Source organism: Acinetobacter sp. TY1 (assembly GCF_048551395.1).
GTDB lineage: Bacteria > Pseudomonadota > Gammaproteobacteria > Pseudomonadales > Moraxellaceae > Acinetobacter.
Genome location: NZ_JBLYZK010000002.1, coordinates 216,616 through 235,917, shown reverse-complemented (window position 1 = coordinate 235,917; position 19,302 = coordinate 216,616). Strand labels below are relative to the sequence as shown.

Genomic DNA, 19,302 nt, shown 5'->3' with positions numbered 1-19,302 from the left:
TATGTAAACAAACTCTCAAGCATTAATTAGAATAGCTGAGAGTTTGTTTATTTGAAAATTAGTTTTATTCATTCAAAGTTCTAATGACTAAACCCCACTGATCATAAGCCTATTAATAATGACTAGTGCATTGGAACTTCTTCCAAATCTTGCTGTCTTGCACCAAGTTCTGACCGTACGACTTGTTGTTCAAAACCCGCTCGATCAATTACGGCACGCTCACTTCGATCCATCAATGAGACAACACAACTCACAATAAAAGCTAAAGGCATCGAAAATAATGCAGGATTATCATAGGGGAAAATAGCTATTGCATGCCCCATCACCCCGACCCATACCGTTGGTGATAAAACTACAAAAATGATTGCAGAAATAATTCCTGTAAAACCACCCCAAATTGCGCCACGAGTCGTTAAATCTTTCCAATACATTGCCAAAAACAAAACCGGAAAATTTGCAGATGCAGCAATGCCAAAAGTCAGCCCCATCAGAAAGGTAATATTCATTTTTTCAAAAAGGATGCCGCAAGCAATTGCAATTATTCCCAATCCAATCACAGCAAAACGTGAAACTGCCATTTCTTGTTTTTCAGTTGCTTCACCTTTTTTGATTACTTTTTGGAACAAATCATGTGAAATAGCAGATGCACCCGCAAGCGTTAAACCTGCCACTACAGCCAAAATCGTTGCAAATGCGACAGCAGACAAGAAACCAAGTAATAAATTACCACCGAGCGCGCCAGCTAAATGAATTGCAACCATATTTGAGCCACCGATGAGCTCACCACCGACGATTCCATCGACATAGAAATTTGGATTTGTTCCTATAATCGTCACAGCAGCAAGTCCGAGAATGCATACTAAAATAAAGAAATAACCAATATAACCAGATGCATAAAATACCGATTTACGTGCATCTTGTGCATTAGAAACAGTAAAGAATCGCATAAGAATATGTGGCAAACCCGCTAAACCAAAAATTAGACCAATGGATGTAGAAAGTGCATTAATTGGATTTGAAAGCATTGAACCAGGTTCAAGTACTTTCTGCCCAAGTTGATGATTTTGTACAGCCGCAGCAGCTAAACGATCAAAACTAAAGCCAAAATAACGCAGACATAAAAAGACCAATAGCGTACCACCAAACAATAGTAAAATAGCTTTTACGATTTGAATCCATGTCGTTGCGAGCATGCCACCAAACATGACATATACCAGCATTAAACAACCAACTAGCATGACTGCAAATTTATAATCAATACCAAATAAAAGCTTAATTAACTGTCCTGCACCGACCATTTGTAGTAATAAATAACAACTCACTACAATCAGGGAACCACACTTTGCAAGAATACGCGTTTTTGACGGATCTAAACGATATGAGACAATATCTGCAAAAGTATATTTACCTAAATTCCTTAAACGCTCCGCCATTAAAAAAGTCAAAATTGGCCAACATACAAAGAATCCCGTGACATAAATAAAACCATCATACCCTTTAAAAAATACCATACTCGATGCACCAAGTAAGGTTGAGGCAGACATATAATCACCCGCGATCGCTAAACCATTTTGTTGCGCAGAAATTGAGCCTCCTGCGGTATAAAAATCATCTTTAGAGTGTATTTTTCTCGCTGCATGCCATGTAATGAGTAATGTAATTCCAACAATCACGCAAAACATGCTAATTGCAGTCCAATTAAGTGAGTGTATCTTAGTCGCAGCTTGAGCTTTACTCGTAAAACCCATTATTAGAATAGAAAGTACATATTTATTCATATTGATACTCCCTTTTAAGCTGTGCTTTGACTTGGTCAAAATGGCGATTGGTTATATAAATATATACCCCTGTAATGAGCCAACTTAAAATAATCACTAGAGCTGCGATAGGCATGCCAACCGTAATAGATTGATTGCCAAGTGTTTGTGCCAATAGTTGCGGATTAAAGCATGCCACACCTATAAATATGAAATAAATCAATAAGACACTCATACTCAACCACATAGCAAAACGATTTCGTGATTTGACCATATTTTTAAATGTCGCATCATTTATGATGGCGTCTTCTATTTGTTGTTTCATTATAATTACTCCCTGTTATGCCCGTTTTTAATTTTTAAACAGCATCCATTTGCTGAAAATAATCGTGATATTGCTCCCTTAAATGCTTTTTACTGATTTTCCCTGTTGGCGTATGTGGAATTTCTTTTACGCTAATTGTCGCCGATGGCAGTGACCACTTATGTAAATGATTTGATAAATACATCAACATTTCTTCATGACTCAAAGTTTGATTTTCCTTTGCCACCACAACTAAAAGAGGTCTTTCGCCCCATTTTGGATGAGCGACTGCAATAACAGCCGCTTCTAAAATTTTAGGATGACCCATTGCAGCATTTTCAACTTCAACACTACTAATCCATTCGCCACCAGACTTAATCATATCTTTCGCACGATCAGTAATATGCATATAGGCATGCGTATCTATCGTGGCAATATCGCCTGTATCAAACCATTGTCCATAAGTCTGCTGTTCAATCTGAGCTTGTTGTCGCGATAATTGTTGTGCAGATGTATGGATATATTGATGAACGACAGTATGTCCTCGTATTTCAAGAATGCCTTCTTGTACACCATCGTGAGCTAATAAATGACCGTCATGATGACGTAATTGCATTTGCATTCCAAACACAGGACGACCACACTTAATTACTTGTGTTTCAAAATTTTTTTGATCTATTTGAGTTCGATTAATTGCCCCTAAAGAACTCGTTTCAGTCATACCCCAGCCATTTTCAATTTGGATACCTAGCGCATGCATACTCTGAATCAATGCTAGAGGTGCTGCTGACCCACCTGAAATTGCGCGTTTTAAATTGAGTTTAATCTGAGGATGATTTGATAAATATTCTTTAAATGCTGTCCAAATAGTGGGCACAGCCATCGAAATATCAACATTTTCTTCTTGCATAAGGCTGACGAGTTTTTCGGTTTGTCCTGCAAACTGATTGGGCCAAACCAACTTTGCACCACATAAAATACCGTTAAATGGCATATCCCACGCACTAATATGATAAAGCGGCACAATTGGCATCATTACACTGCTGCGATGTAAACCTACAGCATCATTCATACTCATAATCAGTGCATGCAATACCGTACTTCGATGCGAATACAACACACCCTTAGGCTGCCCTGTCGTACCTGATGTGTAACACAGCCCGCTTGCTCGTTGCTCAGGAATATCCTGCCAATCGTAATATTCAGGTTGAATATTGATTAATGCTTCATAAAATTGGAATGGAAATTCTGCCATTAGCTCATTTTGAATATCACCAAGAACAATCACATATTTTAAAAAACTTTGGAACTCTTCATAAAATTGATTAAGTAAAGGTATACATTCAGGTTCTATTAAAAGTACCTCATCACGTGCATCTAAAATAATTTGCTTAATTTGTGCAGGTTGAAGTTTAGGATTGATCGTGTGATAAATTCGTCCTGTACAAGGAATGGCATAATGCAATTCCATATGTTGATGGGTATTCCACGCCAAAGTACCAACTTTTGCATCAAAAGAAATACCTAGTTGATCCAGCACATGCGCAAATTGAGCGACTCGCTTAAACGCAGCTTTATAGGTATAATGATGCGTACTCACACCATCTGATTTAAGTGAAACAATTTCCTGATCTGCATGTACCATCATTGCATGTTGCATGATTGAGGTAATGTTCAGATTACAGTGCATCATAAGTCCATTCATGATTATTCTATCCTTACACAATTTTACAACTGAGTTTCAAATAGAATATTGCAACTATAATGCCAACTATTTAATTATTATTTTTCAATAATTTATTGTTTTTTATTTAATCTAAAACAGTTCAATATTGAAATTTTTTCAAATATGAAATACTAAAATTGAATAGATAGTAAAAAACTAAACCTTCAATAACTTCATTTTCCGCCATAGCGTGGTACGGCTAATATTCAAATTTTGAGCTGCTATATCTAAGTTTCCATCTGCTGTTGCAATGGCTTGTTCAATCAATTGTAATTCTTGATTGACTTTGACTGCTTTTAACGGGCTCAATTGTGCATCGAAATGAGTATCGAAATCACGTTGTTGAAACAATTCAGGAATATGTAAGCTCATAAATGTTTGATTAAGCATAGAATGATCGAGCTGCCACATCACTGCAAGTCGTTCAATAATATTTTCAAGTTCACGAATATTTCCAGGCCAATGATATTTTTGTAAGGCTTTGAATAAAAATGCAGGCATATTTTCTACATTTAAAGCATGTTTTTTTAAAAAATGTTCAACCAAAAGTAAAATATCAACACGGCGCTGTTTCAACGATGGAATATACACACGCAAAATATTCAAACGGTAATATAAATCTGCTCGAAACTCTCCAGATTTAACCTTTTCCTCAAGATCACAATGCGTTGCCGCAAGTACACGAATATTCACTGTATGGCTGACTGTTGCACCTAAACGATTAATTTGACGCTCCTGTAACACACGTAAAAATCGTGTTTGTAAATGCAACGGCATATCACCAATTTCATCGAGGAATAAAGTGCCATTATGTGCAGCTTCAATCAACCCAACCTTGCCATTTTTTTTTGCCCCTGTAAAAGCCCCTTCCACATAACCAAATAATTCACTTTCAAGAATACTTTCAGGAAATGAAGCACAATTAATTGCCACAAAAGGCGCATGGGCACGTGAGCTTTGTTGATGAATACTTTGAGCCAATAACTCTTTACCTGTTCCACTTTCACCAGTAATCAAAATAGTGGCTTCAGTTTGAGCATATTGTTTGGCAAGTAAAATACTTTGTTGGAGTTGAGGATCTCGCGTGATTAAATCGGTGAAACGATAACGTGTATTAAACTTTCCGACTGAAACTTTCCGAAATTCACCACTTGACTGTTCAAGTGCATCGAGATCTTGCACACTTAAAATAAAGCCATCGATATGCTCTGTTTTGAGCACCGATAAATGTGCTGCAAGCTTCTTCGCACCCACATATAATATTTGATGAGTATTTTCGATATTTAAATCAAAATTTTTAAACAGCCTATCAACTGGCTGATTTAAAAGACTGTGCTCAGTTTGCCCCAATAGGGCAAGCATAGATTGATTGGCAAAATGAATTCTACCTGTCTTTAAAATCAGACAAATACCATCGGTCAAATGGTTGAAAATTTCAGTTAAACGCTGATTTTGCTGTTTTTCTTCTCGGATTTTTTCGAGTCGCTGTAATGCACTATAAATATGATCTTGTAAAGAATTTTGACTAATAGCAAGCTGTGCCGCTAGACCTAAATTAAGTGCCATTTCGACTGCAACAGGTGAACCAATCACTGCATCAAACTGCTGTTTACGCACCTGCTCGACCGTTTTTTTCGCAGCTAAAAATGAATCGTAGCTGAATTGTTCTATTTGCAATGCAAAAACGTCAGAATATTGCGTCAAGTTAACGCTAGAAGCATTGCCCAATAAGGCAATTTTACGGTATTGCTTTAAATTGGAGATGGCTTGAATGACATCAAAAGCCCCTGTTCGAATAGGATGTAATTCTATAGGCAATTTTTTTTGTAAATAGTGCGCCGTTGCACCCGTACACAGTAAAATTTGACTACCATTTTCAACGAGTTGCTGTGCCACTTCAAGTACATCGGAAATATGGCATTCAACAAAACCAACTTGTTCCGAATGCATCTGTGCTAAAGTTTGCTCAGCAAGCTGACGAAACCCATTCATACTTGGCGTTTTAATATAACTCACCAAAATATTAATCGGTTTCTGATTCAGCATGATTTTTCTTCCTTATACGAGTGCACCACAACTGTGCCCACAATCCACTTTAATTTCTACACCGGTCATTCCACGACCTGCCTCTGATGCTAACAACAATAGCGCTCCATTTAAATCGGAAAATTCAACAAAACGGCGCATAGGAATACGTTTTAAAATTGCTTGCCCTACATCGCTGAGTAAATAATCTTCATTAATTTCAGTCACCATATAACCCGGTGCAATCGCATTGACACGTACATTGTAGCGAGCCAATTCTGCTGCCATCACTTCGGTTAAATGTCGTAAACCTGCTTTTGATGCACAATAAGGTGAAACACCTAGATTAATCGATTGAGATAAAATAGAGGTTATATTGACAATAGAACCTTTAACTTTATGTTTTCCCATGTGTTTAACAACTTCTTGCGAACACATCCAAGGTGCTTTAAGATTTGTTCCAAGTACCAAATCCCAATCATCATCGGTGTTCTCTAGAAAGCGTTTACTGTTGCCCACGCCTGCATTATTGATGAGTACATCGACCTGAACCTGCTTTGATTCCAAATCACTCAACATCGCTTGCACTGCTTGACGATCATTAATATCAAACTGATATGAATAAATTTTGACTGCATATTGCAGTGCAATTTTTTGTTGTAATTGCTCTAGTCGTTCTGCCCGTCTTGCGCAAATAATAATATTTGCACCATGTGAAGCAAAAAACTCTGCAATATGTTGCCCTAAACCGCTCGATGCACCAGTCACAATAATATTTTTATCTTTAATATTAAACATTTTAAGATTCTCCATAATCTATGATTTCAATTTAGCGGTAATACACTTTTGTTTTAGGTTTTACCGTTCAATAGTTTTTGTGAAATACTCATGCGATGTACCTCATTGGCACCATCATAAATACGGAATCCTCGTGCATCTTTGAAGATTTTACAAACTAGATTTTCATCGGTAATTGCCTGCCCACCGAGCATTTGCAAACTACGATCAATCACCTTCCAAATATTTTCTGAGCTAATGACTTTGACAAGACTCGACTCATAATTTCCTTTTTCATTTAGATCAAGTACTTGTGCACAGTAATGCACGGCTAAACGGGTACTGAGCAAATCCATTTCATTATCAGCGAGCATAAAGCCTACGCCTTGATGATCACCCAAGCGCTTACCAAAGGTTTCACGTTCACGTGCATATTGAGTCGCAAGATCATGCGCACGGCGAGCTTGTCCTAACCAACGCATACAATGTGTTAAGCGAGCAGGTGCAAGACGAACTTGTGCATATTTAAAGCCTTTGCCAATTTCACCAAGTACATTTTCTTTTGGAATACGCAAATTCTCAAAACGTAAAATGCCATGCCCACCACTAAAACATGAATCCATGGCATTCATATTTTTTTCTAAAATGAAGCCTTCTGCATCAGTTTCAGTTAAGAACATCGATGCCGTGCCGTCTTCCATTTTTGCCATAATAATGGCAACTTTAGCACCATCGGCACCCGTAATAAGCCACTTACGCCCATTAATGACATAATCATCTCCATCCAATGTTGCTGTGGTAAGCAGCATTGTTGGATCTGAACCTGCACCAGGTGCAGGTTCAGTCATTGCAAAGCAAGAACGAATTTTCCCCTCAACCATCGGCTTTAACCAACGTTTTTTCTGCGCTTCACTCGCTACAATATCCATCAAGTGGATATTGCCTTCATCAGGAGCATGAACATTCATTGCTGTTGGTCCTAATGGGGAATAACCCGCTTCTTCAAAAGCTACTGCTTTTTGAATATGCGTCCATCCCTGCCCCCCCATTTCCACACTTGCATGCGGGGTTAATAGATGATGTTCACGTGCCTTTTCAATTAATTCAGCACGTAATTCATCACTTGGTCCATGACTGTCTTGACGAGGATCATTTTCATAGGGAATCACCACATCACGAATAAACGTACGGACACGTTTTTGTAATTCGAGTAATTCAGGACTCAGTGTTTTCATATCATTTCTCGTTTAAATCCATTTGTTTTCATATATATTTGATACACATCATCAAGTGCATTGTGTGTTTCATTAATCTTTAGAACATTATGAGCTGTAAAGTTTTGCAGCAAAATTCGGGTTTCTATGATCTGATCATTTTCAATAAAATAATCCAATATATTAAGACAAGCATAATTCTGTTCTTGTACCTGAATATCCTTTTCATTTAAGCCATGCGCATGATTGAGAAAAATACGATTCACCGCATCATGTGAGGACACTAAAATATGTTGATGCTGTAAATCTGCTTGTTGTAGCAGTATTTTTTCTAACCAATGGGTTGTGCGCGCTTCAAATTCATGCCAACGTTCACCTTGCATAAAAGTATCTAAAGCATAACGCCTATGTTGATAGGCTTTTTTAATGACAATATGTGCCTGAGTCGAATCAAGCTCTTTTAAACGTCCAGACTTAATTTCACGAATATCATCACAAGACTGAATTGTTGAGTTACGCTGCGTACTCGCCAAAATTTCAGCTGTTTGAATAGAACGTGGCATGGTCGATGAATAAATTTGATCCATCTGCACTGCTTTTAATTGTTCAGCCAACTGACTGATTTGTGCTATACCCGTTGCAGACAATGGTGCATATTTAGGATTCACAGGTTGATGTTGCTTATCAAAATATTGCACATGACCATGACGTATCAAATAAACACGAACCCTTTTTATCATGTTGATTTTCCTGTTTTAATCAGGCTCATTTCAAGTTCATTGAGTTGTTGTAAAATAGCTAACGCATCAGACTGAAAAGCTGTACGCATATCCTGTGAAAGCTGCTCCATACTTTGTTCCACATCCTGCACAGGAAACTGAAAATGTTGCTGAAACAAATCAAGTTGTTTGGTCTGTGCACGTTCAGACGATTCAATATAATTTTTCAGAATTTCAAAACTACGCTGTAACATCAATAGGTTATAACGAGATTCTGGATGTTTAGGCATCAACTCATGTTTCAGTGTGGCTTGACTCGCTTGGATCAATTCTAGAATTTTTTGTTGAGTCATTCTTTTTCTCCAATGATATCCAAAATGTTTTTCTCAAGCTGTGGTACTAAAAACTCAGTGAGTGCTAATTCTAAAGAAGCTTGGGTATTATTTTGATTACGGTTGGACTGTTGCATTGCAATAATTGCCCAACGCACATGCGATAAAATATGCCAAAATTTCAATTCAAATTCAGGGATATATATCTCAGTGCGCTCAGCATAGGCTTGCATGAAATTCTTATATGCACCAATTCCGCCTGCAATTTGATTGTCTTGACCAAAACGCCAACATTTTGCAGTAAACCAACCAATATCTTCACGGCGATCCCCCCAATGGCTAAATTCCCAATCTAAAATACCCGACACATGATCTTGATTAATCATGATATTTCCTATGCGATAATCGCCATGGATCAAGACTAAATCATCAATTACAGGCTTTTCATGCAACATCCAACTCAATGCAAACTCAAGTACAGGACGATGTCTTTGTAATTTATCGAGTTGTGCATATAAGTCAGCAATTAAGTCGCTTAGATACGTCTCTTTTTGTGGTTTTGGTAAAATTTTTTCAATCTCGGCATCAGTTTCAATCTGATGCAAATCTGCTAAACGCTGCCCAATATCTTTTAAGATTTTTTGTTGTAATGTCTCATCTTTCAAACGAACCAATTTATGACCTTCTGCACTCCCTGAAATTTTTTCCATTATAAAAAAATCACTATTTAAAAAATTATCTTTTTTTTCAAATAATAAGGGCTGTGGCACACAAATATTTAACGCATGTAAACGTTCGAGTAAACGATATTCCTGCTCACGGTCAGAACTAACTTCTACGCTTGTTTCAGAATTTTTTCTCAGTACAATTTCAAAATTTTCATGATTTTTCTGACCTAAAATTGCCCAGTTTTCTTGAATTGCACCACCACTGAGTTTTTTGATACTCATGTCTGTATTTCGATCAAAATCCAGTCGCTGTACAAGCAGATTTTTTAAATCCTGAAATTGCACGTCATCCATAACACATCTCCTTTTCAGTAATAGGTTTGCAAGGAGTATGCCAATTTTATTTTTATTAAATATCAATTAGTTAAAAATATTATTAGTTTACAATAATGAAATAATGTTTCAAAAATGAAAAAAACGTCCCTCATCGTTTTATAGATAGAAGCTGTCCTAACAATTTGAAATTTTTATTTTAATGAAATAGATCTGAGAATAGAGTAGTACGATTGAATGATATTAATCGTTGACATATAAGGACTTTGGCTTATTCACTCGCACATATTTTCAGTGCAAAAATAGTATTGAATAAGCCTCAATATAAGATCAATAACTTCAAAAAGTTTGATCTTAGACTTTTATCACGTTGTATCTGATTTAGAGCACGTATTTCCAAATAATAAAACCAAGGAAAAAGCCTAAAAATGAATACGAAGTAATAATGAAAAAAACAAACCATGCTTTGTTTTTGGTGTTAAAAAAATTCATACATTCATCTCACTTGAGCAGATGTCATTATTTTGAAGATTTCTGATTCGAAATAAAATATACAGTTTTGATCAAAAATACTATAACAGATGATAACAGCACGTTTAATGCTCATCTATATATGCATATGTTAATACTATATTTTATATCATTTTTTATAAAATTCACTATTCAATATACATTTCGCTATTTTTCAAAAAAATACACAGCTCATGTTAAAATTAAACTGGAATATTTATTTTGAGTTCCACTGTATCGCATAAATATAGTCGATGATTGACAGAATCTATAACGCATTGCATTTCCATACCATAGAGCATTCCTTTTTATGTATAAATCAGAACAACTTGCACTCAGTTTGAAACATCTCATTGAAAGTGGTTTTTGGAAAGCGCATGAAAAACTCCCTTCTTTACGTCAGCAAGCCAATACTTCAGGTTTTAGCTTAATGACAGTGATGAATGCTTATCAAGATTTAGAAGCACAGGGTCTGATCTATTCACGGACAAAGCTCGGTTACTTTGTTGCCGAAGTACCCATCACAAATGCTTATAAAACCAATGTTATATTGAATGAACAGATTGAGATTAATTCTTTAATTTTTCGCTATTTAAAATCGATTCAAAATGAAAATATTACTCCTTTTGGGAGTGCATTCCCAAATAGCCAATTGTTGTTTTCAGCAAAATTGATGCAAACATTGGCACAACAATCTAAATATCGTCAAAACTATGAACAAATGCCAAGCCTTCCTCCTGGGAATATTGAACTAAGAAAATTAATTGCACAACGTTATAGTATGCAAGGCATTCAAACCGATCCTTCTGATATTGTCATTACCTCTGGAGGATTGGATGCTTTAAATCTCTCACTCAAAGCTCTAACCCAAGCAGGAGATTATATTTTATTGCAGGAAACTATTTTCTATGGTGCATGGCAAGCTGCAGAACACTTGGGTCTAAAAGTCATTAGCATTCCAGAGCATCCTGAATATGGGTTTGATGTAGAAGCCTTTAAAGATGCCATTACACGCTACCCAATTAAAGTCTGCCTACTCATGTTAAACAGTCACAACCCTGTTGGCTTTACTGTCAGCGATGAAATTAAGCTGCAATTAGCACAGCTTTTACATGAGCATCAAATTTACTTAATTGAAGATGATGTTTATGAAGAACTTTATCATGGGCATAAAAAACCCTTATCTATGAAATATTTTGATCAACAAAATTGGGTACTACACTGTTCATCTTTTTCAAAAACGCTTGGTGCTGGTTTTCGTATTGGTTGGGTCTATGCAGGAAAATTTTCTGAACATATCCAACATTTGCAATTGATGAGTACCATTTCAGTCAATTCACTGATTCAAAATGCTTTGGCAGAATATTTATCTCATCGACATTATGAAAAGCATTTAAAAATGCTTCGTAGTACGATGAAACGTTTAAAACTACAATATTATCAATACTTATCTACGCATTTACCTGACTCATTTAAAATAAAACTCTATCCTTCAGGCTATTTTCTTTGGATTAGTTTACCTAAATATCTAAATAGTCATCTGATTTATCAGCAGTTATTGGAGCAAAATATTGGTGTTGCACCTGGTACATTATTTTATCAAATGGAAAAAGAATACCATCACATTCGTATCAATTGCTCATTTGAAATAGATGAAAATATTGAAATAGCGCTTAATCAGCTCATTCAACACCTAAAAGAATAAATGCCAATCAATACACTCAAACAACAATAATATGAGGAATAAATAACCTAGATTGGTGATTATGCTTTATTTTTCACTTAATTTTGGCGCAATATGTAAATATTAATTTTCATTATTTATTATACAATCAAGTCTTTAGCTAGTTTTGCTAATTATATTTTTATATAGGGATATTATGAAAAAAGTTTTTGGGGCAATCTTTATTACACTGATCAGTACAAGCGTATTTTCTCAAGATATTACAGGAACATGGCGCTATATTGATGACAAAACAGGTGAACCAAAAGGTTTAGTTAAAATGGAAAAACAAGCCAATGGCACGTACGCAGGAACCGCACTCAAAGCAACTCCTCGACCTGGTTATACACCAAAAGAATTTTGTACCAACTGCCCTGCACCTTACACCAATAAGCCAATTATTGGCATGCAAGTCATTTCAGGTTTAAAAACTGAAGATCAAATAAATTATACCAATGGCAAAATTATTGATCCTGTCTCAGGCAAACTCTATAGCCTAAAAGGTAAAGTCAGTCCAAATGGTAAGAAACTATTTTTACGTGGCTATATTGGTGTTTCAGCTGTGGGGCGTAGCCAAACTTGGTTGAGAGTAGAATAGCTTTTAAATTACTACACAATAAAAATGCTGAATCAGCCTACACTATTCAGCATTTTTATATATACTCAACTCACTTAAATCTTAACTTTTCCACTCAAAACCACTAAACGCATCATCTTTTTTCAAAGTATTTTCAACAGCATTAGCAAGCTGCTTAATCATACTTTGCGTAGCAATTTTCTTAAACCAGACTTGTTCTTCATCTGCATGAGCAGAAATTTGACAGGTCAACAAACCTTTATCATTTAATTGACAATATACACCTAAGCCAATTGGATGATTTTCTACACTTACCGCAATATTTTCTTCTGAATGCGCAGTTTCAGTCTTAAAACCATATTCTTTAAGCGATTGAGACAATAGATCAGTTACATATTCCTGAGTGACATGACATGCATTGCCCTGAGCTTCACTTTTGATATGATTTTCACAGTTTGCAGTAAATTGTAATGTTCTCATCGCTTCATCCAAAAGACTTTATAGTTGTATGGTTTTAGAATAAGCAATAAAAACAAAACAGCCAAGCGTTTGCTTGGCTGTTGTCGAACAAATATACAAAAACTAGACCAAAGATTAGCGATTAAATTGGTTTGAAACTTATTCAGTCACCTGAATCTGCAAACCCGCTTGATTGGTCAATTGCGTAAATGTTGGAAAGCTCGTTGCAACTGTTTCTGTACCAACAATTTTGATTTCACCCGAATTACGCAAACCCGCCATTGAGAAGCTCATGGCAATACGATGATCGTGGTGTGATTCAATTTCCCCACCTGTGAAGATTGCACCCCACTCACCTGATTTGCCTTTTCCTTCAATAATAATACCATCGTCAGTTGGTGTACAATCGATCCCCATGGTTTTTAACCCATCTGCCATCACTTGGATACGGTCGGACTCTTTTACACGAAGTTCAGCAGCACCCGTCAAAATCGTTTGCCCTTCTGCACATGCAGCCGCAATAAATAGTGATGGAAATTCATCAATTGCCAATGGTACTTGATCTTCTGGCATATGAATGCCTTTGAGTGTACGTGTTCCGCGAATACGAATGTCTGCAATTGGCTCACCGCCTGCAATACGCTCATTTTCAACGGTTAAATCTGCACCCATTTGTTTTAGGATTTCAATTACACCAGTACGTGTCGGGTTAATACCCACTGCTTCAAGCGTTACATCCGAACCTTTGGTAATGGCAGCGCCGACCATAAAGAACGCAGCAGAAGAAATATCAGAGGGTACTTGAATATCAGTCCCCACTAATTTTCCACCACCTTGTAGCGAAATACGATTGCCTTCAGTTTTTACATCATAACCAAAAGCACGAAGCATACGTTCTGAATGGTCACGAGTAGGTTCAGGTTCAGTCACTGAAGTTTCGCCCTCAGCCCATAAACCTGCCAATAGAATCCCTGATTTCACTTGTGCAGATGCCATTGGCAAATCATAGTGAATACCTTTTAGAGCTTGTGCACCTGTAATCGAAATCGGTGGCGTACCACGCTCACCCGTCGTTTGAATTTGTGCACCCATTTCACGTAAAGGCTTCGCTATACGCTCCATTGGGCGTTGAGAAAGTGATGCATCACCTGTCATCACAGAGTCAAAAGCTTGAGCCGACAACATGCCTGAAAGCAAGCGCATTGATGTACCTGAGTTCCCCATATATAGTGCAGTTTTCGGTGCTTTTAGACCATTCATACCAGCACCATGAATGGTTACTTCACCATTCTTAGGACCTTCAATACTCACGCCCATATCACGGAATGCTTGTAAAGTTGCAAGTGCATCTTCACCTTCAAGGAAACCTGTCACATGCGTTGTGCCTTCTGCAATCGCACCAAACATGATGGAGCGATGTGACACTGATTTGTCACCCGGCACGGTAAATTTACCTTTAAATGTCTTATCACCTGGCAAAATGGTAAATTGTTGTGTCACCTTATTTTTCTCCATCAAAGGTTTTTGAGCGAGCATATGATTGAAATGTTGACGTGCTGCTTGAGCATGTCCGAGCAATCCCATCAATGCCTGTGAATTTTCATTTTCAATGAGTTGGCGTAATGTTTTAAGTTGAGCTTCAAATCCATCTACAGCATTGAGTATTGCTTTTTTATTAGCAAAAAAGATGTCATGCCACATTTGTGGATCACTCGCTGCAATCCGTGAGAAATCACGAAAACCACCTGCTGCATAACGAAAAATATCGAAATTATCTTCACGATTTGCAAGTTGTTCAACCAAGTTGAATGCCATTAAATGTGGTAAATGACTCGTATGCGCAAGCACTTCATCATGCTTTTCCACATCCATACAAATAACTTCGGCTTTCGCTGCTTGCCAGAGCTGAATCAATTTATTCACTGCCCAATCTGCACTACTTGGTAATGGCGTGAGAATCACTTTATGATTGGCAAATAAATCGACTTTACCTGCATGCACACCTGTATGTTCTGCACCAGCAATTGGGTGTCCCGGAACAAACCCAACAGGTAGTACATCACCAAACACAGCTTTAGCTGCATCAACCACATTACCTTTGGTACTTCCAACATCAGTAATAATGCAGTTTTCTGACAAATAAGGCTGAATACTTGCAAGTGCTTTTTGCGTTGCACGAACAGGCAAGGCTAAAACCACTAAATCAGCATCTTTCACTGCATCGGCAGGATCGGTAAAACCTTCAGAAATCAATCCTAAAGCTTTGGCATCTTCCAAGGTTTTTTTCGAACGTGTTGAAGCAACAATAGTATTTGCTAAATTTTCCGCAAGAATTACCCGAGCAAGACTTGAACCTATTAGCCCAAGCCCAATAAACGCAACTTTTTTAAACATAGGTTGTGACATGATGCTATTTCAGACCTTCAACCTAAACTTAAAGTACAGCAATTGGGTATGAACCCAATACACGCACTTCTTTCACTAATGGGCGAATTTCTTCAATCGCAGCTTTTACATTGTCCTGTTCTACATGACCTTCAAGATCAATAAAGAACACGTAAGCCCATTTTTCAGGTAACGCAGGACGAGTTTCAATACTGGTCAAGCTAATGTTATGTTTAGCAAATGGTGCAAGAATCTCAAGTAACGCTCCTGCACGGTCATGTGCAGAAATGAGTAATGATGATTTATCATTACCACTTTGTGGCACTTTTTCACGGCCAATCACAAGGAAACGTGTCGTATTTTCAGGATTGTCTTCAATATTGCCATGCAAAATTTCAAGATCATAAATACTTGCAGCCACATCTGATGCAATCGCTGCTGAATGCCACTCATTACGAATACGACGAGCAGCTTCTGCATTTGAACTGAGTGCAACTCGCTCTACACCTGGATAATGTGCATCCAACCAACCACGACACTGTGCCAAAGTTTGTTGATGAGCATAAATCTGTTTAATACTATCTTTACGCGTATTTGAAGACACTAAAAATTGGTGATGAATACGCAATTCAACTTCACCAATGACATTCAAATGTGATGCTTTAAAACAATCTAAAGTATGATTCACAACGCCTTCAGACGAGTTTTCTACAGGCACTAAACCGTAGTGCGCGCTACCCGCTTCCACTTCACGGAACACTTCATCAATGGTTGGCAATGGACGAACCACTGCATCTTGACCGAAATGTTTCAATACGGCTGAATGCGTATATGTTCCAACAGGGCCCAAAAATGCAATGCTTTGCGGTGCTTCAAGTGCCAAACATGCCGACATAATTTCACGAAACAAACGAGCCATAGTTGTATCGGACAACGGGCCTTCATTACGCTCCATCACATTTCGTAGAACTTGAGCTTCACGTTCAGGGCGATAAAACAACGGATTCTCTTCTGCTGCAAATTTCGCTTTTGCGACAGCTTCAGCCAATTTGGCACGGCGGTTGATCAGTTGTTGAATCTGTTGGTCGACAGAATCAATATCGTCACGGATTTGAGAAAGATCGAGAGAGGTTGCTTGTTGATCATCGTTGATCATTGTTATATCGCCCTATGAAAATCGAGATTACCCGAGGTTTTAAGTTTAAATAGTATAACAATAGTTCAGTACGATTTGTTGTGCAATACGCCTTTTATCCAACAGCTTATTGCAATAAAACAATAATTCATCACCCCAAAACAGATGAACAAAATCATTTTTTACTTTTTAGCAGTTCTCTCTATAAAAATTCGTAAAATCAGAAAAATTTGCACAAAAATACATAGACTTGGTTAAAATTACGTTACATAACGATTCAACAACAAATGCATATAATAATTTTTGCTCAAAATTTCGTATGCTTATTAAAATAAAAGTAGTGCGAGAAAAAAAATGAATAAACGTATTGCTGTTCTCGTCACCCAAGACTTTGAAGATATTGAATATCATGCTCCTGTAGAAGCCTTTCGTGCAGCAAGTCATAGTGTACGCAACATTGAAAAGCAGGCTGGCAATATCATTTATAGTCAGCAACGAAAATCCTCTGTGAGTATTGATTTAGGTATTGATGACATTTCAGTCCAAGACTTTGATGCACTGATGATTCCTGGTGGGCACTCACCCTATCACCTGAAAAAAGATCAGCGCTTTATCGATTTTTTGCGCAGTTTTGCAAACGCACAAAAACCTATTTTATTGTGTTGTCATAGTCCGCATTTACTCATCGATGCACAGATTGCTATTGGTAGACGCTTAACCTCTATTCATGAAACGATTAAAGAACTCAAAGATGCAGGGGCTGTCATTTTTGATCATGAAGTGGTCAATGACAATAATCTATATATATCCTCACGTTCGACCTTTGAGCTACCTATTTTTATTGATGAATGTTTAAGTGTTTTAAGGAATTAATCATTTACTACATTGTTTTTTAATTTTTTTATTGAGAATCAAGTTTCTGCTTTTTTTTGATGGATCAGCCTGTATATATGTAAAAAGATCAAGCTACCTTTGGATAGCTTGATCTTTATTTTTGGAGTCTAGATCAAGTATCGAAATTATCGACCAATCATGCCACGTGCCACAATTTCTTTCATAATTTCATTTGTTCCACCATAAATGCGTTGGATACGTGCATCAACAAAGAAGCGTGAAATTGGGTATTCAACCATATAGCCATAACCACCGAAAAGTTGCAGTAAACTATCTGCCACTTTCATCTGCATATCTGAACTAAAGCTTTTCAATGCTGCTGCTGTTTCAACATCCAATTTATTTTCTTTATATAAAGCCAAGTTTTGGTTATAAAATGCCGCCGTTGCAAGCTCATCAATTTTCGCTTGAGCAAGAACAAAACGTGTATTTTGGAAGTTACCAATCGCCTGACCAAAAGCTTGACGTTCTTTCACATATTTACTTGTCACATCAATCGCACCACGAATTGCACCCAATGCAGTTGCTGCAATTGCTGTACGTTCACGTGGAAGCTCTTGCATCAAATAAGCAAAACCTTGCCCTGCATTTCCTAATAATTGGTTGGCAGGCACTTTGACATTATCAAAGAATAATTCAGATGTATCTTGAGAATGCAGACCGATTTTGTCTAAGTTTGTACCCTTTTTAAAACCATCTAAATGCGTATCTACAAGTAGTAATGACACACCTTTTGCACGTGCTTGTGGATCTGTTTTACACGCTAAAACCACTAAATCCGCATGCTGACCATTAGAAATAAAAGTTTTAGAACCATTTAAAATATAATGATCACCATTTAAAATAGCAGATGAACGCATGCCTTGTAAGTCAGAACCTGCACCTGGCTCAGTCATACCAATTGCACCAACCACTTCACCCGATACCATTTTTGGCAACCAATATTGCTTTTGTTCTTCATTGGCAATATTTAAAATATACGGTCCTGCAATTTCAGAGTGACACGAAATTGCTGTCGATAATGAGCCATAGCCTGCACGTGCCGATTCTTCGACCAACATAAGCGAATATTCTGTTGGAACACCATAACCACCGTATTCTTCTGGCACATCAACACAGAGGTAGCCATTTTCACCCAACAGTGTCCACACTGAACGAGGCATGATTCCTTCACGTTCCCATTGCTCATAATGAGGAGCAATGTGCTCATTCATAAAACGTTTAAAATTGTCTTTGAATAGTTCCAAATCAGCATCATAAGCCAGCATTACATTTTCCTTGTATCACGAGATTTTTGATTGTTATCACAGCCATCCTAATCATTTTTGAAATGAAAAACATGAAACCTGTGGTCATTTTTAATCTCGATGTAGCCTAATATATAAAAATGCGCCGTATATCACATTTTCACCAATAAAACTCAAATTAAGACCTAAAATATATAACAGAAATTGAAAATCAAAATAGGTCAAAAGCATTTTAGGACAGTTTATTCAATTTTTTTCTAAAAATGCATGTATCAAAATAAACAAGTCAAATCAAAAATAAATAAAATTCATATAAATAAAAATAATATACAAATCATATCAAATACAAATACCTAATATTTTTTTAATAAATAATATCTAACTTAATTCTTTAATTAATCTAAACAATGTATTTGTTGTTTAAGTACATCTATTTAAAATCAATACGTTAAAACAACAAGCAATATTCATTTAATTGATTAAGTCTTAAGTGATATTTTTTAAATAAATACCAAAT

17 protein-coding genes are annotated in these 19,302 nt (G+C 36.8%); 3 read left to right on the top strand and 14 right to left on the bottom strand.

The annotated features are described in order from the left end of the window. Positions 1-122: 122 nt before the first annotated feature. The 10 genes from actP to ACK2M2_RS02470 all read right to left on the bottom strand — a co-directional run bounded on the left by actP (position 123) and on the right by ACK2M2_RS02470 (position 10,347). Positions 123-1,778 carry a cation/acetate symporter ActP gene (actP, locus tag ACK2M2_RS02515; RefSeq protein ID WP_419346016.1) on the bottom strand — a complete coding sequence of 552 codons (1,656 nt, stop codon included), beginning with the start codon at positions 1,776-1,778 and terminating at the stop codon, positions 123-125. After that, positions 1,771-2,082, bottom strand: a complete 312-nt coding sequence (locus tag ACK2M2_RS02510; protein ID WP_409511745.1) for a DUF485 domain-containing protein — start codon at positions 2,080-2,082, stop codon at positions 1,771-1,773. The genes actP and ACK2M2_RS02510 overlap by 8 nt, the downstream gene beginning before the upstream one ends. Before the next feature lie 34 nt (positions 2,083-2,116). Continuing rightward, on the bottom strand, positions 2,117-3,769 hold the full coding sequence (locus ACK2M2_RS02505; RefSeq protein WP_419346030.1) for a long-chain-fatty-acid--CoA ligase: 1,653 nt from the start codon (positions 3,767-3,769) through the stop codon (positions 2,117-2,119). Between the two features lie 174 nt (positions 3,770-3,943). Beyond that, on the bottom strand, positions 3,944-5,833 hold the full coding sequence (locus ACK2M2_RS02500) for a sigma 54-interacting transcriptional regulator (RefSeq protein ID WP_419346015.1): 1,890 nt from the start codon (positions 5,831-5,833) through the stop codon (positions 3,944-3,946). Positions 5,834-5,845: 12 nt separating this feature from the next. After that, positions 5,846-6,610, bottom strand: coding sequence for an SDR family NAD(P)-dependent oxidoreductase (locus tag ACK2M2_RS02495; RefSeq protein ID WP_409511741.1), 765 nt, complete (start codon positions 6,608-6,610; stop codon positions 5,846-5,848). Positions 6,611-6,663: 53 nt separating this feature from the next. After that, positions 6,664-7,824 (bottom strand): acyl-CoA dehydrogenase family protein, encoded by a 1,161-nt coding sequence (locus tag ACK2M2_RS02490; RefSeq protein ID WP_409511740.1) that lies wholly within the window; start codon positions 7,822-7,824, stop codon positions 6,664-6,666. Beyond that, positions 7,821-8,543 carry a histidine phosphatase family protein gene (locus tag ACK2M2_RS02485; protein WP_419346014.1) on the bottom strand — a complete coding sequence of 241 codons (723 nt, stop codon included), beginning with the start codon at positions 8,541-8,543 and terminating at the stop codon, positions 7,821-7,823. The genes ACK2M2_RS02490 and ACK2M2_RS02485 overlap by 4 nt, the downstream gene beginning before the upstream one ends. Beyond that, positions 8,540-8,875 (bottom strand): hypothetical protein, encoded by a 336-nt coding sequence (locus tag ACK2M2_RS02480; RefSeq protein ID WP_419346013.1) that lies wholly within the window; start codon positions 8,873-8,875, stop codon positions 8,540-8,542. Before ACK2M2_RS02480 ends, ACK2M2_RS02485 begins: the two co-directional genes overlap by 4 nt. Continuing rightward, positions 8,872-9,876, bottom strand: a complete 1,005-nt coding sequence (locus ACK2M2_RS02475) for a phosphotransferase family protein (protein ID WP_419346012.1) — start codon at positions 9,874-9,876, stop codon at positions 8,872-8,874. The genes ACK2M2_RS02480 and ACK2M2_RS02475 overlap by 4 nt, the downstream gene beginning before the upstream one ends. 360 nt (positions 9,877-10,236) lie before the next feature. Continuing rightward, positions 10,237-10,347, bottom strand: a complete 111-nt coding sequence (locus tag ACK2M2_RS02470) for a hypothetical protein (RefSeq protein WP_409511736.1) — start codon at positions 10,345-10,347, stop codon at positions 10,237-10,239. A gap of 328 nt (positions 10,348-10,675) precedes the next feature. On the opposite strand from ACK2M2_RS02470, the gene ACK2M2_RS02465 reads away from it, so the two are divergent. Both ACK2M2_RS02465 and ACK2M2_RS02460 read left to right on the top strand, forming a co-directional pair. Next, positions 10,676-12,070 carry a PLP-dependent aminotransferase family protein gene (locus tag ACK2M2_RS02465; protein ID WP_419346011.1) on the top strand — a complete coding sequence of 465 codons (1,395 nt, stop codon included), beginning with the start codon at positions 10,676-10,678 and terminating at the stop codon, positions 12,068-12,070. 175 nt (positions 12,071-12,245) lie between these two features. Continuing rightward, complete coding sequence (locus ACK2M2_RS02460; protein ID WP_409511734.1) at positions 12,246-12,686, top strand: DUF2147 domain-containing protein; 441 nt, start codon at positions 12,246-12,248, stop codon at positions 12,684-12,686. Between the two features lie 81 nt (positions 12,687-12,767). On the opposite strand, the gene ACK2M2_RS02455 is transcribed toward ACK2M2_RS02460, so the two are convergent. The 3 genes from ACK2M2_RS02455 to pheA all read right to left on the bottom strand — a co-directional run bounded on the left by ACK2M2_RS02455 (position 12,768) and on the right by pheA (position 16,665). Continuing rightward, complete coding sequence (locus tag ACK2M2_RS02455; RefSeq protein ID WP_409511733.1) at positions 12,768-13,145, bottom strand: hypothetical protein; 378 nt, start codon at positions 13,143-13,145, stop codon at positions 12,768-12,770. Positions 13,146-13,283: 138 nt separating this feature from the next. Further along, positions 13,284-15,530 (bottom strand): bifunctional prephenate dehydrogenase/3-phosphoshikimate 1-carboxyvinyltransferase, encoded by a 2,247-nt coding sequence (locus ACK2M2_RS02450; protein WP_419346010.1) that lies wholly within the window; start codon positions 15,528-15,530, stop codon positions 13,284-13,286. Between the two features lie 28 nt (positions 15,531-15,558). Further along, the gene (pheA, locus tag ACK2M2_RS02445) at positions 15,559-16,665 is read right to left on the bottom strand and encodes a prephenate dehydratase (RefSeq protein WP_419346009.1); all 1,107 of its coding nucleotides are present in this window, start codon (positions 16,663-16,665) and stop codon (positions 15,559-15,561) included. Positions 16,666-16,998: 333 nt separating this feature from the next. On the opposite strand from pheA, the gene ACK2M2_RS02440 reads away from it, so the two are divergent. Then, on the top strand, positions 16,999-17,517 hold the full coding sequence (locus ACK2M2_RS02440; RefSeq protein WP_409511730.1) for a DJ-1/PfpI/YhbO family deglycase/protease: 519 nt from the start codon (positions 16,999-17,001) through the stop codon (positions 17,515-17,517). A 146-nt stretch (positions 17,518-17,663) separates the two neighbouring features. Here the strand turns inward: ACK2M2_RS02440 and ACK2M2_RS02435 are convergent, their stop codons facing one another. Beyond that, on the bottom strand, positions 17,664-18,806 hold the full coding sequence (locus ACK2M2_RS02435) for an acyl-CoA dehydrogenase family protein (RefSeq protein WP_419346008.1): 1,143 nt from the start codon (positions 18,804-18,806) through the stop codon (positions 17,664-17,666). Positions 18,807-19,302 lie beyond the last annotated feature (496 nt).